12 protein-coding genes, 1 pseudogene and 1 riboswitch are annotated in these 16066 nt (G+C 72.0%); of the genes and pseudogenes, 11 read left to right on the forward strand and 2 right to left on the reverse strand.

The window, feature by feature from the left end; all coding sequences use genetic code 11:
* Positions 1-42 precede the first annotated feature (42 nt).
* On the forward strand, positions 43-1113 hold the full coding sequence (locus ACZ4MF_RS32145) for a CobW family GTP-binding protein (protein ID WP_467495692.1): 1071 nt from the start codon (positions 43-45) through the stop codon (positions 1111-1113).
* On the opposite strand, the gene ACZ4MF_RS32150 is transcribed toward ACZ4MF_RS32145, so the two are convergent.
* On the reverse strand, positions 1110-3569 hold the full coding sequence (locus ACZ4MF_RS32150; protein ID WP_467495694.1) for a DNA gyrase/topoisomerase IV subunit A: 2460 nt from the start codon (positions 3567-3569) through the stop codon (positions 1110-1112). The two genes, ACZ4MF_RS32145 and ACZ4MF_RS32150, sit on opposite strands and share 4 nt — an antisense overlap.
* 293 nt (positions 3570-3862) lie before the next feature.
* Between ACZ4MF_RS32150 and ACZ4MF_RS32155 the strand changes: the two genes are divergently transcribed.
* The 4 genes from ACZ4MF_RS32155 (at position 3863) to ACZ4MF_RS32170 (ending at position 8661) form a co-directional block, all read left to right on the forward strand.
* Positions 3863-5257 carry a M16 family metallopeptidase gene (locus ACZ4MF_RS32155; RefSeq protein WP_362822516.1) on the forward strand — a complete coding sequence of 465 codons (1395 nt, stop codon included), beginning with the start codon at positions 3863-3865 and terminating at the stop codon, positions 5255-5257.
* Positions 5258-5274: 17 nt separating this feature from the next.
* A complete protein-coding gene (locus tag ACZ4MF_RS32160) occupies positions 5275-6645 on the forward strand; it encodes a M16 family metallopeptidase (protein WP_467495722.1) in 1371 nt (456 codons plus the stop codon).
* Between the two features lie 210 nt (positions 6646-6855).
* Positions 6856-7019, forward strand: a riboswitch (cyclic di-AMP (ydaO/yuaA leader).
* A gap of 12 nt (positions 7020-7031) precedes the next feature.
* Entirely contained in the window at positions 7032-7757 is a 726-nt protein-coding gene (locus tag ACZ4MF_RS32165) for a M23 family metallopeptidase (protein ID WP_467495697.1), read from the forward strand.
* Positions 7758-7974: 217 nt separating this feature from the next.
* The gene (locus ACZ4MF_RS32170; protein WP_467495699.1) at positions 7975-8661 is read left to right on the forward strand and encodes a GntR family transcriptional regulator; all 687 of its coding nucleotides are present in this window, start codon (positions 7975-7977) and stop codon (positions 8659-8661) included.
* Between the two features lie 164 nt (positions 8662-8825).
* Here the strand turns inward: ACZ4MF_RS32170 and ACZ4MF_RS32175 are convergent, their stop codons facing one another.
* Complete coding sequence (locus ACZ4MF_RS32175; protein WP_356021447.1) at positions 8826-9107, reverse strand: HPr family phosphocarrier protein; 282 nt, start codon at positions 9105-9107, stop codon at positions 8826-8828.
* A 176-nt stretch (positions 9108-9283) separates the two neighbouring features.
* On the opposite strand from ACZ4MF_RS32175, the gene ACZ4MF_RS32180 reads away from it, so the two are divergent.
* From ACZ4MF_RS32180 to ACZ4MF_RS32205, 6 genes and pseudogenes are all read left to right on the forward strand, one after another.
* A complete protein-coding gene (locus ACZ4MF_RS32180) occupies positions 9284-12118 on the forward strand; it encodes a bifunctional acetate--CoA ligase family protein/GNAT family N-acetyltransferase (RefSeq protein ID WP_467495702.1) in 2835 nt (944 codons plus the stop codon).
* 60 nt (positions 12119-12178) lie between these two features.
* A complete protein-coding gene (locus tag ACZ4MF_RS32185; RefSeq protein ID WP_467495704.1) occupies positions 12179-12550 on the forward strand; it encodes a hypothetical protein in 372 nt (123 codons plus the stop codon).
* 64 nt (positions 12551-12614) lie between these two features.
* Positions 12615-13202 (forward strand): DUF5998 family protein, encoded by a 588-nt coding sequence (locus tag ACZ4MF_RS32190; protein ID WP_467495706.1) that lies wholly within the window; start codon positions 12615-12617, stop codon positions 13200-13202.
* Entirely contained in the window at positions 13202-14395 is a 1194-nt protein-coding gene (locus tag ACZ4MF_RS32195) for an alkaline phosphatase family protein (RefSeq protein WP_356021454.1), read from the forward strand. Before ACZ4MF_RS32190 ends, ACZ4MF_RS32195 begins: the two co-directional genes overlap by 1 nt.
* Positions 14396-14447: 52 nt before the next feature.
* Positions 14448-15098, forward strand: coding sequence for a thymidine kinase (locus ACZ4MF_RS32200; protein ID WP_467495708.1), 651 nt, complete (start codon positions 14448-14450; stop codon positions 15096-15098).
* 692 nt (positions 15099-15790) lie between these two features.
* Positions 15791-16066 (forward strand): annotated as a pseudogene (locus tag ACZ4MF_RS32205) (endonuclease domain-containing protein); the annotation flags it as partial.

Here is a 16066-nt window from a genome sequence, read left to right on the forward strand (position 1 = left end):
TATCCTGGACCGGCAGTCGGTCCACGTGAGAGAGGACGCCCGTTGGGCAACAGCAGCACCCCGCAGCAGATCCCCGTCGTCGTGCTCGCCGGATTCCTCGGCTCCGGCAAGACCACGCTCCTCAACCACCTCCTGCACCGCAGCGGCGGCAGCCGGATCGGCGCGATCGTCAACGACTTCGGGGTCATCGAGATCGACGCGATGGCCGTCGCCGGTGCCCTCGGCGACTCGACCCTCTCGCTGGGCAACGGCTGTCTGTGCTGTGCCGTCGACGCGAGCGAGCTCGACGTCTACCTGAACCGGCTCGCCGCCCCCGGCGTCGGCATCGACGTGATCGTCATCGAGGCCAGCGGGCTCGCCGAGCCGCAGGAACTCGTGCGGATGGTGCTGGCCAGCGAGCACCCCGGGATCGTCTACGGCGGCCTGGTCGAGGTCGTGGACGCCGCCGAGTTCGACGACACCCGGGCCCGCCACCCCGAGGTCGACCGGCACCTGGCCCTCGCCGACCTCGTGGTGGTCAACAAGCTCGACCGGGCCGCGGACGGCGAGCGCGTGCTCGGCCTCGTACGGTCCCTCGCCGACCGAGCCGCCGTCGTCCCCGCCGCCTACGGGCGTATCGACCCGGAGTTCCTCTTCGACTGCAAGCCCAGCGAGGAGCGCATCGGGCAGCTGTCCTTCGACGACCTGCACGACCACACCGATGACGACGACCACACCGGTCATCTCCACACCGGCTACGACAGCCTGTCGTTCACCTCCGACCTGCCCATGGACCCGCGCGAGCTCATGCGGTTCCTGGACAGCCGGCCCGAGGGGCTGTACCGGATCAAGGGGTACGTCGACTTCGGGCCGTACGACACCCGCAACCGGTACGCCGTGCACGCCGTCGGCCGGTTCCTGCGCTTCTACCCCGAACCCTGGACCGCGGCCGGCGACCGGCTCACCCAGCTCGTGCTGATCGGCTCCGGCATCGACACCGACGCCCTGGGCAAGGAGCTGGAGGCGGCCAGGAACGACGCCCCACACGCCGACGAACACGGCATGTGGGGCGTCCTGCGGTACGTCCAGGGACCGCAGGAGACGGGGGCCGGGCCGCAGGACCCGCCGGTCTAGAAGGCCGGCCCCGCGACGACCGAGACCGTCATCGGCAGCGACGTGCCCGAGCCGTCCCGGCGGGGGTCCAGCTCCGGCAGCTCGGCCGGGGCGCCGGTCTTCTGGGCCGCGCGCGCGGGAACCGGCCCCGCCCAGGCCAGCGACAGGCAGTCCTCGCCCTTCAGGAACCGCTGGCAGCGCACGCCGCCCGTGGCCCGGCCCTTGCGCGGGTACTGGTCGAACGGGGTCAGCTTGGCCGTCGTCTGTACGGAGTCGTCCAGCGTGCCGCGCGAACCCGCCACCGTGAAGACCACCGCGTCGGCGGCCGGGTCGACCGCCGTGAAGGAGATCACCTTGGCGCCGTCGGCGACCTTGATGCCCGCCATACCGCCCGCCGGGCGGCCCTGCGGGCGCACGATGGACGCCTGGAAGCGCAGCAGCTGCGCGTCGTCCGTGATGAACACCAGGTCCTCGTCGCCGGTGCGCAGTTCCACCGCGCCGACGATCCGGTCGCCCTCCTTGAGCGTGATGACCTCCAACTCGTCCTTGTTGGACGGGTAGTCGGGCACCACGCGCTTGACGACACCCTGTTCCGTGCCGAGCGCGAGGCCCGGGGACGACTCGTCGAGCGTGGTCAGGCAGACCACCGTCTCGTCGTCCACCAGGGACACGAACTCCGCGAGCGGGGCGCCCCCGGCGAGGTTCGGCGCGGTCGCCGTCTGCGGCAGCTGGGGCAGGTCGACCACGTTGATCCGCAGCAGCCGGCCCGCCGAGGTCACCGCCCCGATCTCACCGCGTGCGGTCGCCGGCACCGCCGAGACGATCACGTCGTGCTTGACGCGCTTAGCGCCGGCCTCCTCCGGGAACGCCGCGTCGGCCGCCGTGCGGGCCAGCAGACCGGTCGAGGACATCAGCACCCGGCACGGGTCGTCGGCCACCTGGAGCGGCACCGCGGCCACCGGGGCGCCTGCGGACTCCAGCAGGACCGTGCGCCGGTCGGTGCCGAACTTCTTGGCCACGGCGGCCAGTTCGGCCGACACCAGCTTGCGCAGCTCCGCGTCGGACTCCAGGATCCGGGTCAGCTCCTCGATCTCCTCGGTGAGCCTGTCCTTCTCCGCCTCCAGCTCGATGCGGTCGTACTTGGTGAGCCGGCGCAGCGGCGTGTCGAGGATGTACTGCGTCTGGATCTCGCTCAGCGAGAAGCGCTCCATCAGGCGCTGCTTGGCCTGCGCGGAGTTCTCGCTGGAGCGGATCAGCCGGATGACCTCGTCGATGTCGACCAGCGCGGTCAGCAGACCCTCGACCAGGTGCAGCCGGTCGCGGCGCTTGGTGCGGCGGAACTCGCTGCGGCGCCGGATCACGTCGAAGCGGTGGTCGAGATAGACCTCCAGCAGCTCCTTCAGGCCCAGCGTGAGCGGCTGGCCGTCCACCAGCGCCACGTTGTTGATGCCGAAGGACTCCTCCATCGGGGTCAGCTTGTACAGCTGCTCCAGGATCGCCTCCGGCACGAAGCCGTTCTTGATCTCGATGACCAGACGCAGGCCGTGCTCGCGGTCGGTGAGGTCCTTGACGTCGGCGATGCCCTGGACCTTCTTCGCGTTGACCAGGTCCTTGATCTTCGCGATGACCTTCTCGGGGCCGACCGTGAAGGGCAGTTCGGTGATGACCAGGCCCTTGCGGCGGGCCGTCACCGTCTCCACCGACACCGTGGCCCGGATCCTGAAGGTGCCGCGGCCCGTCGCGTACGCGTCCCGGATGCCGTCGAGGCCGACGATCCGGCCGCCGGTGGGCAGGTCCGGGCCCGGGACGTGCCGCATCAGCGCGTCCAGGTCGGCGTTCGGATACCGGATCAGATGGCGGGCGGCCGCGATCACCTCGCCGAGGTTGTGCGGCGGCATGTTCGTCGCCATGCCGACCGCGATGCCCGAGGAGCCGTTGACCAGCAGGTTCGGGAAGGCGGCCGGCAGAGCCACCGGCTCCTGCTCCTGGCCGTCGTAGTTGGGTGCGAAGTCGACCGTGTCCTCGTCGATCGACTCGGTCATCAGGCCCGTCGCCTCGGCCATCCGGCACTCGGTGTACCGCATCGCGGCCGGCGGGTCGTCGTTGCCCAGCGAACCGAAGTTGCCGTGGCCGTCGACGAGCGGCACGCGCATGGAGAACGGCTGGGCCATGCGCACCAGGGCGTCGTAGATCGACGCGTCGCCGTGCGGGTGCAGCTTGCCCATGACCTCGCCGACGACACGCGCGCACTTCACGTAGGCGCGGTCGGGGCGCACGCCCATCTCGTTCATCTGGTACACGATCCGGCGGTGCACCGGCTTGAGGCCGTCACGGGCGTCCGGCAGGGCGCGCGAATAGATGACCGAGTACGCGTACTCGAGGTAGGAGCCACGCATCTCGTCCACGACGTCGATGTCGAGGATCTTCTCCTCGTACGAGTCGTCGGGCGGCGGGGTCTTCGTGCTGCGGCGGGCCATCCTGCCTGGCTCCTTGCTGAAGCGTTTGACGGATCTGACGCCGACCATTGTGGACCGAGGCACTGACAACCCGTGCCACGACCCGGTGTCCGCGGCCCCGTCGGCCGCCGGAAGCCGTCGCGGCACCCGCTCCGGCACCCGCTCCGGCACCCGCCCGGAACGGCGTGCGCGATCCGCTGTGGGCGTACGGCCCGCGGGAACTTCGCCGAGGCCCCGCACGCTTTGCATACAGTGGCAGGCACGGCAGGAAAACCGCGGTTTGCACAACCGCCTCCGCTCGCGAAGGGACGTACATGCCCATGGGTCACACGACCACAGCCGAGGCAGGCTCCGGGGGCCTGACAGCGACCGAGCACCGCCTGGCCAACGGTCTGCGCGTGGTGCTCTCCGAGGACCACCTGACCCCGGTGGCGGCGGTCTGCCTCTGGTACGACGTCGGCTCCCGCCACGAAGTCAAGGGGCGTACCGGCCTGGCTCACCTTTTCGAGCACTTGATGTTCCAGGGCTCGGGACAGGTGAAGGGCAACGGCCACTTCGAACTGGTGCAGGGTGCCGGCGGCTCGCTGAACGGCACCACCAGCTTCGAGCGCACCAACTACTTCGAGACCATGCCCGCCCACCAGCTGGAGCTCGCGCTCTGGCTGGAGGCCGACCGCATGGGCTCGCTGCTGGCCGCCCTGGACGACGAGTCCATGGAGAACCAGCGGGACGTCGTCAAGAACGAGCGCCGCCAGCGCTACGACAACGTCCCCTACGGCACCGCCTTCGAGAAGCTGACCGCCCTCAGCTACCCGCAGGGCCACCCGTACCACCACACGCCGATCGGCTCGATGGCGGACCTGGACGCGGCCACCCTGGAGGACGCCCGCCAGTTCTTCCGCACCTACTACGCGCCGAACAACGCGGTGCTGTCCGTGGTCGGCGACATCGACCCCGTACGGACCCTCGCCTGGATCGAGAAGTACTTCGGCTCGATCCCCGCGCACGACGGCAAGCCCGCGCCCCGCGACGGGTCCCTGCCCGAGGTCATCGGCGAGCAGAAGCGCGAGGTCGTCGTCGAGGAGGTCCCGGCGCGCGCCCTGATGGCCGCCTACCGGCTGCCGGAGGACGGCACGCGCGCGTGCGACGCGGCCGACCTCGCCCTGACCGTCCTCGGCGGCGGCGAGTCCTCCCGCCTGTACAACCGGCTGGTGCGCCGCGACCGCACGGCCGTCGCGGCCGGCTTCGGCCTGCTGCGCCTCGCCGGCGCGCCCTCGATGGGCTGGCTGGACGTGAAGGCCTCCGGCGACGTCGAGGTGCCGGTCATCGAGGCCGCCATCGACGAGGAGCTCGCCCGGTTCGCCGAGGAGGGCCCGACGCCGGAGGAAATGGAGCGCGCCCAGGCCCAGTTGGAGCGCGAGTGGCTGGACCGGCTCGGCACGGTGGCGGGCCGCGCCGACGAACTGTGCCGGTTCGCCGTCCTGTTCGGCGACCCGCAGCTCGCCCTCACGGCTGTGCAGCGCGTCCTGGCGGTGACCGCCGAAGAGGTCCAGGAGGTCGCCAAGGCCCGCCTGCGCCCCGACAACCGCGCGGTCCTCGTCTACGAGCCGAAGTCCCCGGAAGCGGCCCCGGACGCCGACGTGCCCGAGGACCCGGAGCAGGAAGCGACCGTAGAGGCCGGCAACGAGAACGAGGAGACGGCCAAGTGACCGAGCAGCTCGCCAGCATGGACTTCCACCCTCAGCCGCAGCCCGGCGAGGCCAAGCCGTGGGCGTTCCCGGCCCCCGAGCGCGCGGCGCTCGACAACGGCCTGACGGTGCTGCGCTGCCACCGCCCCGGCCAGCAGGTCGTCGCCGTCGAGGTGCTGCTCGACGCGCCCCTGGACGCCGAGCCGGCCGGTCTGGACGGCGTCGCCACGATCATGGCGCGGGCCTTCTCCGAGGGCACCGACCAGCACTCCGCCGAGGAGTTCGCGGCCGAGCTGGAGCGCGCGGGCGCCACGCTCGACGCGCACGCCGATCACTCGGGCGTCCGCATCAGCCTGGAGGTGCCCGCCTCCCGCCTCGCCAAGGGCCTCGGCCTGCTCGCCGACGCCCTGCGCGCGCCCGCGTTCGCCGAGAGCGAGGTCGAGCGGCTGGTCCGCAACCGCCTGGACGAGATCCCGCACGAGCTGGCCAACCCCACCCGCCGGGCCGCCAAGGAGCTGTCCAAGGAGCTGTTCCCGGCGACCTCGCGCATGTCGCGTCCGCGGCAGGGCACCGAAGAGACGGTCGAGAAGATCGACGCGGCCGCCGTACGCGCCTTCTACGACCGCCATGTGCGCCCCTCGACGGCCACTACGGTCGTGGTCGGCGACCTCACCGGCATCGACCTGGACGCCCTGCTCGGCGACACCCTGGGCGCCTGGAGCGGCACCCCCGGGCAGCCCCGGCCCGTGCCGGCCGTGAGCGCCGACGACACCGGCCGCGTGGTCATCGTGGACCGGCCCGGCGCGGTCCAGACGCAGTTGCTGATCGGCCGCGTCGGCCCCGACCGGCACGACCGCGTGTGGCCCGCGCAGGTGCTCGGCACGTACTGTCTGGGCGGCACCCTCACCTCCCGCCTGGACCGCGTCCTGCGCGAGGAGAAGGGCTACACCTACGGTGTGCGTGCCTTCGGCCAGGTCCTGCGGTCCGCCGCGGACGGCACGGGTGCCTCCCTGCTCGCCATCAGCGGCTCGGTGGACACGCCGAACACCGGTCCCGCGCTGGACGACCTGTGGAAGGTGCTGCGCACCCTCGCGGCGGAGGGCTTGACCGACGCCGAGCGGGACGTGGCCGTCCAGAACCTCGTCGGGGTCGCGCCGCTCAAGTACGAGACGGCGGCGGCCGTCGCGAGCACGCTGGCCGACCAGGTCGAGCAGCATCTGCCCGACGACTTCCAGGCGACGCTGTACCGGCAGCTGGCCGCCACGGGCACGGTGGAGGCCACGGCCGCCGTCGTGAACGCCTTCCCGGTGGACGGCCTGGTGACCGTCCTCGTCGGTGACGCCTCGCAGATCAAGGCGCCGGTGGAGGCGCTCGGCATCGGCGAAGTCAGCGTCGTCGCGGCCGAGTAGGGCACGCGCGCGTGGGGCCCTGACCGCCTACGGGCCGTCAGGGCCCCACGCCGTTCCGCGCTCTTCCCCAGATGCCCGATTTGGGACGGAGGTTGCCTGTCTGCCCTGTGGGATGCGCTACAAAGGCCCGGTTCGGTTTGGGGACCGACGGCAGGCCCGCCTAGCGTCGTCCGGGCTGTTCGTCGGGCAGTGCGCCGCACCCGCGGCACCGGACAGCCATCGCCGAGTCCCCGTACGGCGCGAGCCAGGGGAGCCGGGGACCCACAACGTCCCCTGGGGTGAATCGGACGCCCACGCGTGCGCGTGGGGGGCCGTAGGAGACCTTCCTGCTCCGAACCCGTCAGCTAACCCGGTAGGCGAGAGGGAAGGAAAGGACCAGCCACTCCATGGCGTTCATGTGCGCCACCGGGAAGCACCGCAAGCCCGGCCGGGTCACGCGCACCGCCGCTCAGGCGGCCGGCGTCGCGGCCCTCACCACCGGTGTCATCGGCACCCTCGCGGCCTCCCCCGCGTCCGCCGCCCAGAACTCCGTCGAGCAGACCGGCCTCACCCCGGTGATCAGCGTGGGCGACGACATCGCCGCGCAGATCGACGCGCAGGCGGCCGCCCAGCGGCAGGCCGCCGAGGAGGCCGCGGCCCGGCGGGCCCAGGAGATCCGCGAGACCAAGGCCCGCGCCGCACGCGAGGCGGAGCGCGAGCGGCTGAACCGCTTCGTCCCCCCGATCACGGACTCGTACGTCTCCACGGGCTACAAGGCCAGCAGTTCCCTGTGGTCCTCCGGCTCCCACACCGGCATCGACTTCCACGCGGCCAGCGGCACCCCCGTCCACGCGGTCGGCTCCGGCACCGTCGTCTCCACCGGCTGGGGCGGCGCGTACGGCAACCAGATCGTGATCCGGATGGCCGACGGCATGTACACCCAGTACGGCCACCTGTCGTCCATCGGCGTCACGGTGGGCCAACAGGTCACCCCGGGCGAGCAGATCGGCCTGTCCGGCGCGACCGGCAACGTCACCGGACCCCACCTGCACTTCGAGGCCCGTACGACCCCCGACTACGGCTCGGACGTCGACCCGGTCGCCTATCTCCGCGAGCACGGCGTGGACGTCTGACGCGCACGGCGCACGAGACACGGCATCCGAAGCCCCGGCTCACCGAGCCGGGGCTTTCGTCGTTTTTCCACGGTGCCCTCGGTGCGCTTACGGAGTCGCTGTCCAAAAAATATCCATGGATTCCGGCCCGCCGTCGGAAATTCTGGCTCATTGCAATAGAGTCACGGAACACGCGTCCATCGTCGACGTGTCACGGGGATTAAGGCGGAGGTCGGTCATGCGTATTCCGGCGCACTCGGTATGCACGGCGATCCGGGACGACATCGTCGCCGGTGTCCACGAGCGCGGCAGCCGCCTCACCGAGGAAGTCCTGGCCCGCCGCTACGGCGTCTCGCGCGTCCCCGTCCGCGAGGCCCTGCGCACGCTGGAGGCGGAGGGCTTCGTGGTGACGCGCCGGCACGCGGGCGCGTGCGTGGCCGAGCCGACCGAGCAGGAGGCGGCCGACCTGCTGGAGATGCGGATGCTCCTGGAGCCGCTCGGCGCCGCCCGGGCCGCGCAGCGGCGCACGGAGGCGCATCTGAAGGTGCTGCGTGGCCTGGTCAGACTGGGCCAGGAGCGGGCCAGGCGGGGCAGCAGCGAGGATCTTCGGTCACTGGGCGGCTGGTTCCACGAGACGCTCGCCCAGGCCTGCGCGAGCCCCTCGCTGACCTCGATGCTGACCCAGTTGCGCCACAAGATCGCCTGGATGTACGCGGTGGAGGCGCTGCCGACCCCGGTCGAGTCCTGGGCGGAGCACGGCGCGATCGTGGACGCGGTGGCGCGCGGCGACGGCGAGCGCGCGCGGGCGCTCACGGCTCTGCACGGCGAGCGCGCGACGGCCGCGCACAGGCTTCGCTTTTCCGCCGGCGGCGAGGGCGTGAGGACTTCGCAACACGCCGTAAACATGAGCGGCCTGCGCCATTAACACGAGCGCCGTATACAAAGAAGAGTAATTCGGTGGCGGTGTATTCTTGCTGCCTGAATTCAGGTGTGTTCACGCATTGTGGAAGACCGTGCCAAACGGCGAAGCCGCGCCGCCCCACAAAGGGCGACGCGGCTTCGGTGTTCCGTGTTCCGGGCGGGGCCGGATCAGACGGTCTCGGGCAGCTCCTCCAGGCCCTCGGAGACCAGCTTGGCCAGACGCTCCAGGGCGATGTCCGCGCCCTCGGCGTCCGAGGCGAGGACGATCTCCTCGCCACCCTGGGCGCCCAGACCCAGGACGGCCAGCATGGAGGCCGCGTTGACGGGGTTGCCGTCAGCCTTGGCGATCGTCACCGGGACGCCTGCGGCCGTGGCGGCTCGGACGAAGATGGAGGCGGGGCGGGCGTGGAGGCCCTCGGCCCAGCCGACGTTGACGCGGCGCTCAGCCATGTGTTGCTGCCCTTCGGTGTTCAGGGTTGTCTAGACCAGTTTCCCATATCGCGAAGCGTGTCCGGAGCGGACCCTCGTCCCCTCCGGTGTGACATCGGACCGCGGCCTCGATCCGACTTCCGTCCCCCACAGACTGCCTCGCGCCGTTGTCGGACGCGAGCCGTACTCTGGGGCCCATGCAGAGCTCGGCGGACCGGCAGGACCGGTACGAGTACCCCGCCCACTGGGAGGCGGACGTGGTGCTGCGCGACGGGGGTACCGCGCGCATCCGGCCCATCACCATTGATGACGCCGACCGCCTGGTCAGCTTCTACGAGCAGGTCTCGGACGAGTCGAAGTACTACCGCTTCTTCGCGCCGTACCCACGACTGTCCGCCAAGGACGTCCACCGCTTCACGCACCACGACTTTGTGGACCGGGTGGGACTCGCGGCCACCATCGGCGGCGAGTTCATCGCCACCGTACGCTACGACCGCATCGGCGCCGACGGCATGCCCGCCTCCGTGCCGGCCGACGAGGCCGAGGTCGCCTTCCTCGTGCAGGACGCCCACCAGGGCCGCGGAGTCGCCTCCGCCCTGCTGGAGCACGTCGCGGCCGTCGCGCGCGAGCGGGGCATCCGCCGCTTCGCCGCCGAGGTGCTGCCCGCCAACACCAGGATGATCAAGGTGTTCACGGACGCCGGGTACACCCAGAAGCGCAGCTTCGAGGACGGCGTCGTCCGCCTGGAGTTCGACCTCGAACCGACCGACCGCTCGCTCGCCGTCCAGCGCGCCCGGGAACAGCGCGCCGAGGCCCGCTCGGTACGGCGGCTCCTCGCGCCCGGCTCGGTGGCCGTCATCGGCGTCGGCCGCGCCCCCGGCGGCGTCGGCCGCAGCGTCCTCGGCAACATCCGCGACGGCGGCTACGGCGGCCTGCTGCACGCCGTGAACCAGGCCTTCCCCGAGGACTGCAAGGAGATCGACGGGGTGCCCGCGCACCGCTCGGTGCGGGACATCGACGGCCCGGTCGACCTCGCCGTGATCGCGGTACCGGCCGATCATGTTCCCGCGGTGGTCACGGAGTGCGGCGAACACGGCGTGCAGGGACTCGTGGTCCTGTCCGCCGGATACGCCGAGAGCGGGCCCGACGGGCGGGAGCGGCAGCGGGCGCTCGTGCGCCACGCGCGCGCGTACGGCATGCGGCTCATCGGCCCCAGCGCCTTCGGGATCATCAACACCGCCCCCGGCGTCCGGCTGAACGCCTCGCTCGCCCCCGAGATGCCCCGCCCCGGCCGCATCGGCATGTTCGCCCAGTCCGGCGCCATCGGCATCGCCCTGCTGTCCCGGCTGCACCGGCGCGGCGGAGGCGTCACCGGGGTCACGGGCGTCTCCACGTTCGTCTCCGCCGGCAACCGCGCCGACGTCTCCGGCAACGACGTCCTCCAGTACTGGTACGACGACCCGGAGACCGATGTCGCCCTCATGTACCTGGAATCCATCGGCAACCCGCGCAAGTTCACGCGGCTCGCGCGGCGCACGGCGGCGGCGAAGCCGCTGGTCGTCGTGCAGGGGGTCGGCTCCGCCCCGCAGGGGCACGCGGTACGGGCGACCCGGCTGCCGCACGCCACCGTCTCCGCGCTGCTGCGGCAGGCCGGAGTGCTGCGCGTCGACACGATCACCGAACTGGTCGACACGGGCCTGCTGCTCGCCCGGCAGCCCCTGCCGGCCGGGCCGCGCGTGACGATCCTGGGTAACTCCGAGTCGCTGGGCGTGCTGGCGTACGACCGCTGCCTCGCCGAAGGACTGCGGCCGTCGCGCCCGCTGGACCTGACGACCGGGGCGACGGCGGAGGACTTCCACCGGGCGCTGGGGGCCGCGCTGGCGGACGACACGTGCGACGCCGTCGTCGTCACCGCGATCCCCGCGATCGGAGAAGGCTCGCCGGGCGATGCCGAGCTGGCGCAGGCGCTGCGGTCGGCCGCGGCGGCGGTGCCGGGCAAGCCGGTGCTGGTGGTGCATGTGGAGCTGGGGGGACTGGCCGAGGCCCTGTCGGCCGCGGCGAGCACGGCACCGCAGGCCGTCGAGAGGACTCCCGGGACCGCCGGAACCGAGTGCACCGCCCCGCCCTTCCGCCCCGTGGCAGGGCTGCCCGCCGAGGGAGCGGCGTCCGACAAGGCCATCCCCGCCTACCCCGCCGCCGAGCGCGCGGTGCGCGCCCTCGCCGAAGCCGTCAAGTACGGGCAGTGGCGACGGGAGGCGGCGGAGCCGGGGAAGGTGCCCGAGTACGACGACATCGACGAGAAGGGGGCCGCGCGGCTGATCGGGGAGCTGCTCGCGCGCGGAGAAGGGCTCACGATCTCCGCCGCCGAGACCTGCGAGCTGCTCGGCAAGTACGGCATCCCCGTGCGCCAGGCCCTGCCCGCCCCGACCGCCGACGCCGCCGCCGAGGCCGCCCGCACCCTCGGCTACCCCGTGGCCCTCAAGGCCACCGCCCCCCACCTGCGGCACCGCGCGGACCTGGGCGGCGTACGCCTCGACCTCGCGGACGAGGAGCAACTGCGGCGGGCGTACGCCGAGTTGACCGAGCTGTTCGGGGCGCCGGAGGGACTGCGGCCGGTGGTGCAGGGCATGGCGCCCCGAGGTGTCGACACGGTCGTCCGCGCGGTGATCGATCCGGCCGCCGGCGCCGTGCTGTCCTTCGGCCTCGCCGGGGCCGCCTCCCAGCTGCTCGGGGACATGGCGCACCGGCTGGTCCCGGTCACCGACCGCGAGGCGACCTCGCTCGTACGCGCGATCCGCACGGCCCCGCTGCTGTTCGGCTGGCGCGGCTCCACCCCCGTCGACACCCCTGCCCTGGAGGAGCTGCTGCTGCGGGTGTCCCGGCTGGTCGACGATCATCCGGAGGTGGTCGCCGTCACCCTGGAGCCGGTGGTCGTCGCCCCGCACGGCGTGAGCGTCCTCGGCGCCACCCTCCGCCTCGCACCCCCGCCCGCCCGCGACGACCTCGGACCGCGCACGATGCCGGCGTACTGAGCGGACGAGAGGGGGGAGACGGGGGAGCGAGAGGGGGGAGACGGGGGAGAGGGGGACTTCATGGAGATCGCCGGCCGGCGACTGCCCGAGGGCGGCTGGTGGGACTGGGAAGTGATCGTCTGGGACGGCGGCCTGCTGCGGCTGGCCGCCGGGTACGACCTGACGTACCACCACGGCCTGGAGGTGGTCCTCACCGACCCGTGCTTCGTCTCGTGCCCCGCGGCCTTCCAGGACCCCGTCTTCCGGGAGCCCACCGCGCAGGAGACCGCGCGGCTGCGGCGGGCGCTCGGCGGGGCACCGCCCGTCGTGGTCGCGTTCGAGGCGGACGCCGGCGGGCCCGGACCGGTCTCCTGCCTGATCGCCGCCGAGCGGCTGGACATCGTGCCGGGGCTCGTCCGTCGGCACGACGACGGGCGGGCCACGCGCGCGTGAACGGCCCGCCTCGGTCCCGATGACTGGCCCGGAGCGGCCCTGCCCACGGATTAGGATGGACGCCATGGCCAAGACCAGTACGACGACCCAGGGGCTGCGCGCGGCGATCGAGCGCAGCGGCTACTACCCGGCCCTCGTGGCCGAGGCGGTGGAGGCCGCTGTGGGCGGCGAGCCGATCCGGTCGTACCTGGTCCACCAGGAGACCACGTTCGACCAGAACGAGGTGCGCCGCCATGTGACCGTCCTGGTCCTCACCGGCAACCGCTTCATCGTCAGCCACACCGACGAGCAGGCCGCCGACAGCACCTCCCCGACCCCGTACGCCACCACCTCCACCGAGTCCGTGAAGCTCGGCCGGATCTCCTCGGTCGTGGTCAGCCGGGTCGTCGCGAACCCCGAGCAGTACACCCCGGGCACCCTGCCCCGCGAGGTCGTGCTCACCATCGGCTGGGGCGCCGTCAACCGCATCGACCTGGAGCCCGCCGCCTGCGGCGACCCTAACTGCGACGCCGACCACGGCTACACCGGCAACTCCACGGCGGACGACCTCAGCCTGCGCGTCAGCGAGGCCGGGGACGGCCCCGAGACGGTGCGCCAGGCACTCGCCTTCGCGCAGGCCGTCTCGGAGGCGACCGCGGACCTCACGCGCTGATGTCCCAGCTCACCTCCGCCTGGGACCACCCGGAACCCCTCGCCCTGGACACCGCCCCGCTGCCCGAGTACGGCACCGGCTCCCTCGCCGACCTGCTGCCCACCCTGGCCGCGGGCATGGGCGTGCCCGGCATGACCGCCACGATCGGGGAACTGACCCCGGCCGACCGGGTCTGCGTCCTCCTGGTCGACGGGCTCGGCTGGGAGCAGCTGAGGGCCCACCCCGACGAGGCCCCCTTCCTGACCTCCCTGCTCGGCAGCTCGCGCGGCGGCACCGGCCGCCCGCTCACCGCCGGCTACCCGGCGACCACCGCGACCTCCCTCGCCTCGGTCGGCACCGGTCTGCCGCCCGGCGCCCACGGCCTGCCCGGCTACAGCGCCCGCAACCCGGCCACCGGCGAGCTGATGAACCAGCTCCGCTTCCAGCCGTACACCGACCCGCGCCCCTGGCAGCCGTACCCCACCGTCTTCCAGCTGGCCCACGAGGCCGGGGTGCACTCCGCCCAGGTCTCCTCGCCCGCCTTCCAGCACACCCCGCTCACGAAGATCGCGCTCAGCGGCGGCACCTTCCACGGCCGGCTGAGCGGCGAGGAGCGCATGGACGCCGCCGCCGAGCAACTGGCCGCCGGGGACCGCTCGCTGGTCTACACGTACTACTCCGAGCTGGACGGCTCCGGCCACCGCTACGGCGTCGCCTCCGACACCTGGCGCGGCCAGCTGATGTACGTCGACCGGCTCGCCCAGCGCCTCGCCGAGCAGCTGCCCCCGCGCAGCGCGCTCTACGTCACCGCCGACCACGGCATGGTCGACGTCCCGTTCGACGACGAGCACCGCTTCGACTTCGACACCGACTGGGAGCTGCGGGCCGGGGTCGCCCTGCTGGGCGGCGAGGGCCGGGCGCGGCACGTGTACGCGGTACCGGGCGCCGAGAACGACGTACTGACCTGCTGGCGCGAGGTCCTCGGCGAGCAGTTCTGGGTGGCCTCGCGCGACGAGGCGATCGCGGCGGGCTGGTTCGGACCGCGGATCGACGAGCGGGTGTACGACCGGCTCGGCGACGTGGTCGCGGCCGCCCACGACGACGTCCTGATCATCGCCACCGAGCGGGAGCCCAAGGAGTCGGCGCTCGTCGGCAACCACGGTTCGATGACCCCCGCCGAGCAGCTCGTCCCGCTGCTCGAAGTGCGCTCCTGACGCACGCCCCCGACGCATCCCCGACCACTCGCCGAAAGGTGTTCAACTCCTCATGCCCGAGCTGGTGTTCTTCTCCGGAACGATGGACTGCGGGAAGTCGACGCTGGCGTTGCAAATCGCGCACAACCGTTCGACTCGTGGGCTGAAGGGCGTGATCTTCACCCGCCAGGACCGGGCCGGCGAGGGCAAGCTCTCCTCGCGCCTCGGTCTGGTCACCGACGCCGTCGAGGTCACCGACGCCATGGATCTCTACAGCCACCTCGTCGGCGAGCTCTCGCAGGGCGGCAGGGCGGACTACGTGATCGTGGACGAGGCCCAGTTCCTCGCCCTGGAGCAGATCGACCAGCTGGCCCGGATCGTCGACGATCTCGGCATGGACGTGTTCGCCTTCGGGATCACGACGGACTTCCGCACAAAGCTCTTCCCCGGCTCTCAGCGGCTGATCGAGCTGGCGGACCGGATAGAGGCACTCCAGGTCGAGGCCATGTGCTGGTGCGGCGCCCGCGCGACCCACAATGCCCGTACGGTCGGCGGCGTGATGGTCGTCGAAGGCGAACAGGTTGTGGTCGGCGACGTCAACCAGACCGCTGCCGAGGTCGGCTACGAGGTCCTGTGCCGCCGCCACCATCGACGCCGCATGACATCCGCCGCCGCCCACGCCGCCGCCATCTCCCCGGATGTCCTCCCCGTCAACTCCGTCTGAGGCTGGTGCTGGTTTTCGCTCCCGTCGCGCGTAGTCGAAGGCCTGCCGGCTTCCGCTCCCGCCGGGATCGATGGCGCGGAGGGTCCTTCGTTCGATCTGCTGCAACGGCCGGCAAAGTCTGTCGCCTCTTGGCCCCGATCCTGGCCCTTGCCATGAGCGGCGTGCCATCAAGCTGTTCGACGATCGTCAGGTGTGGATCGCACCATGCTGGGTGCAGGGTCAGCCGGTCGTGCAGCGAGATGAAGAGCGTGTCCGAGGAGGACGGGAAGACCGTCTCAGGGCTTAGCGGATGGTCGATGATCACGACGACGGCCATTGACCGGTGTTGGGCAGGTCGCGCTCGAACCCTCGAAGGGACTGAGCGCGTACGGTTTCCCGAATCGGCGTCCGCCGCGTTCCGGTGCCTTGCCGTTGCCCTGCCAGAGCTGATGCAGCTCGGGACAGGGCCCTGACCTGTGCCCGCCTGACGGACCGGGTAGCGGGCCGTGTCAGACCCGAGCGCCGTTGGCCTCCGCCGGGTGCCGGCGTTCGCGGAGGGGGATGTGCGCGCCATGGCCTGACTATGGATAGGCAGGCGCAGTTCGGGCGATGCCACTCCGAGAGCGACCAGCCCGGCCTGTGGCCCCCGCTTCGCGAGACGGTCGTCGAGGGCGAGCACCGGTTGACGTGTTGCAGGCCGTTAGCCTGTCGGTATGTCAGAGCGTGTCATGCCCGGTCGCACGGACGGCCTGATCACCCTGGGTGCCGCGGACGCTCTGTGGGTCGATCTGACGGCCGACAGTGCTGTGCCGACGGCTTCTGGGGCATTCACCTGCTCTCCTGCCCATGCCCGGGCCGGGTACGTCCTCCTCGGCAACCATGTGGTGGCGACGGTGAGCGCGAGCGGCGGTCAGTGGAGAGTTCCGGAAGTCGAGGTACGCCGGGCGGCCGCGGAACTGAACGCGGTTCGGATGGACAGGCAGGACCTG

The organism is Streptomyces sp. NPDC025793 (assembly GCF_055558375.1).

What these genes read in the sequence shown, in the direction of transcription:
- ACZ4MF_RS32170 (WP_467495699.1), top strand. Translation starts at nt 7,975, where the DNA reads ATGCGTATTCCGGCGCACTCGGTATGCACGGCGATCCGGGACGACATC.
- ACZ4MF_RS32185 (WP_467495704.1), top strand. Translation starts at nt 12,179, where the DNA reads ATGGAGATCGCCGGCCGGCGACTGCCCGAGGGCGGCTGGTGGGACTGG.
- ACZ4MF_RS32155 (WP_362822516.1), top strand. Translation starts at nt 3,863, where the DNA reads ATGCCCATGGGTCACACGACCACAGCCGAGGCAGGCTCCGGGGGCCTG.
- ACZ4MF_RS32190 (WP_467495706.1), top strand. Translation starts at nt 12,615, where the DNA reads ATGGCCAAGACCAGTACGACGACCCAGGGGCTGCGCGCGGCGATCGAG.
- ACZ4MF_RS32150 (WP_467495694.1), bottom strand. Translation starts at nt 3,569, where the DNA reads ATGGCCCGCCGCAGCACGAAGACCCCGCCGCCCGACGACTCGTACGAG.
- ACZ4MF_RS32175 (WP_356021447.1), bottom strand. Translation starts at nt 9,107, where the DNA reads ATGGCTGAGCGCCGCGTCAACGTCGGCTGGGCCGAGGGCCTCCACGCC.
- ACZ4MF_RS32160 (WP_467495722.1), top strand. Translation starts at nt 5,275, where the DNA reads ATGGACTTCCACCCTCAGCCGCAGCCCGGCGAGGCCAAGCCGTGGGCG.
- ACZ4MF_RS32180 (WP_467495702.1), top strand. Translation starts at nt 9,284, where the DNA reads ATGCAGAGCTCGGCGGACCGGCAGGACCGGTACGAGTACCCCGCCCAC.
- ACZ4MF_RS32195 (WP_356021454.1), top strand. Translation starts at nt 13,202, where the DNA reads ATGTCCCAGCTCACCTCCGCCTGGGACCACCCGGAACCCCTCGCCCTG.
- ACZ4MF_RS32165 (WP_467495697.1), top strand. Translation starts at nt 7,032, where the DNA reads ATGGCGTTCATGTGCGCCACCGGGAAGCACCGCAAGCCCGGCCGGGTC.
- ACZ4MF_RS32200 (WP_467495708.1), top strand. Translation starts at nt 14,448, where the DNA reads ATGCCCGAGCTGGTGTTCTTCTCCGGAACGATGGACTGCGGGAAGTCG.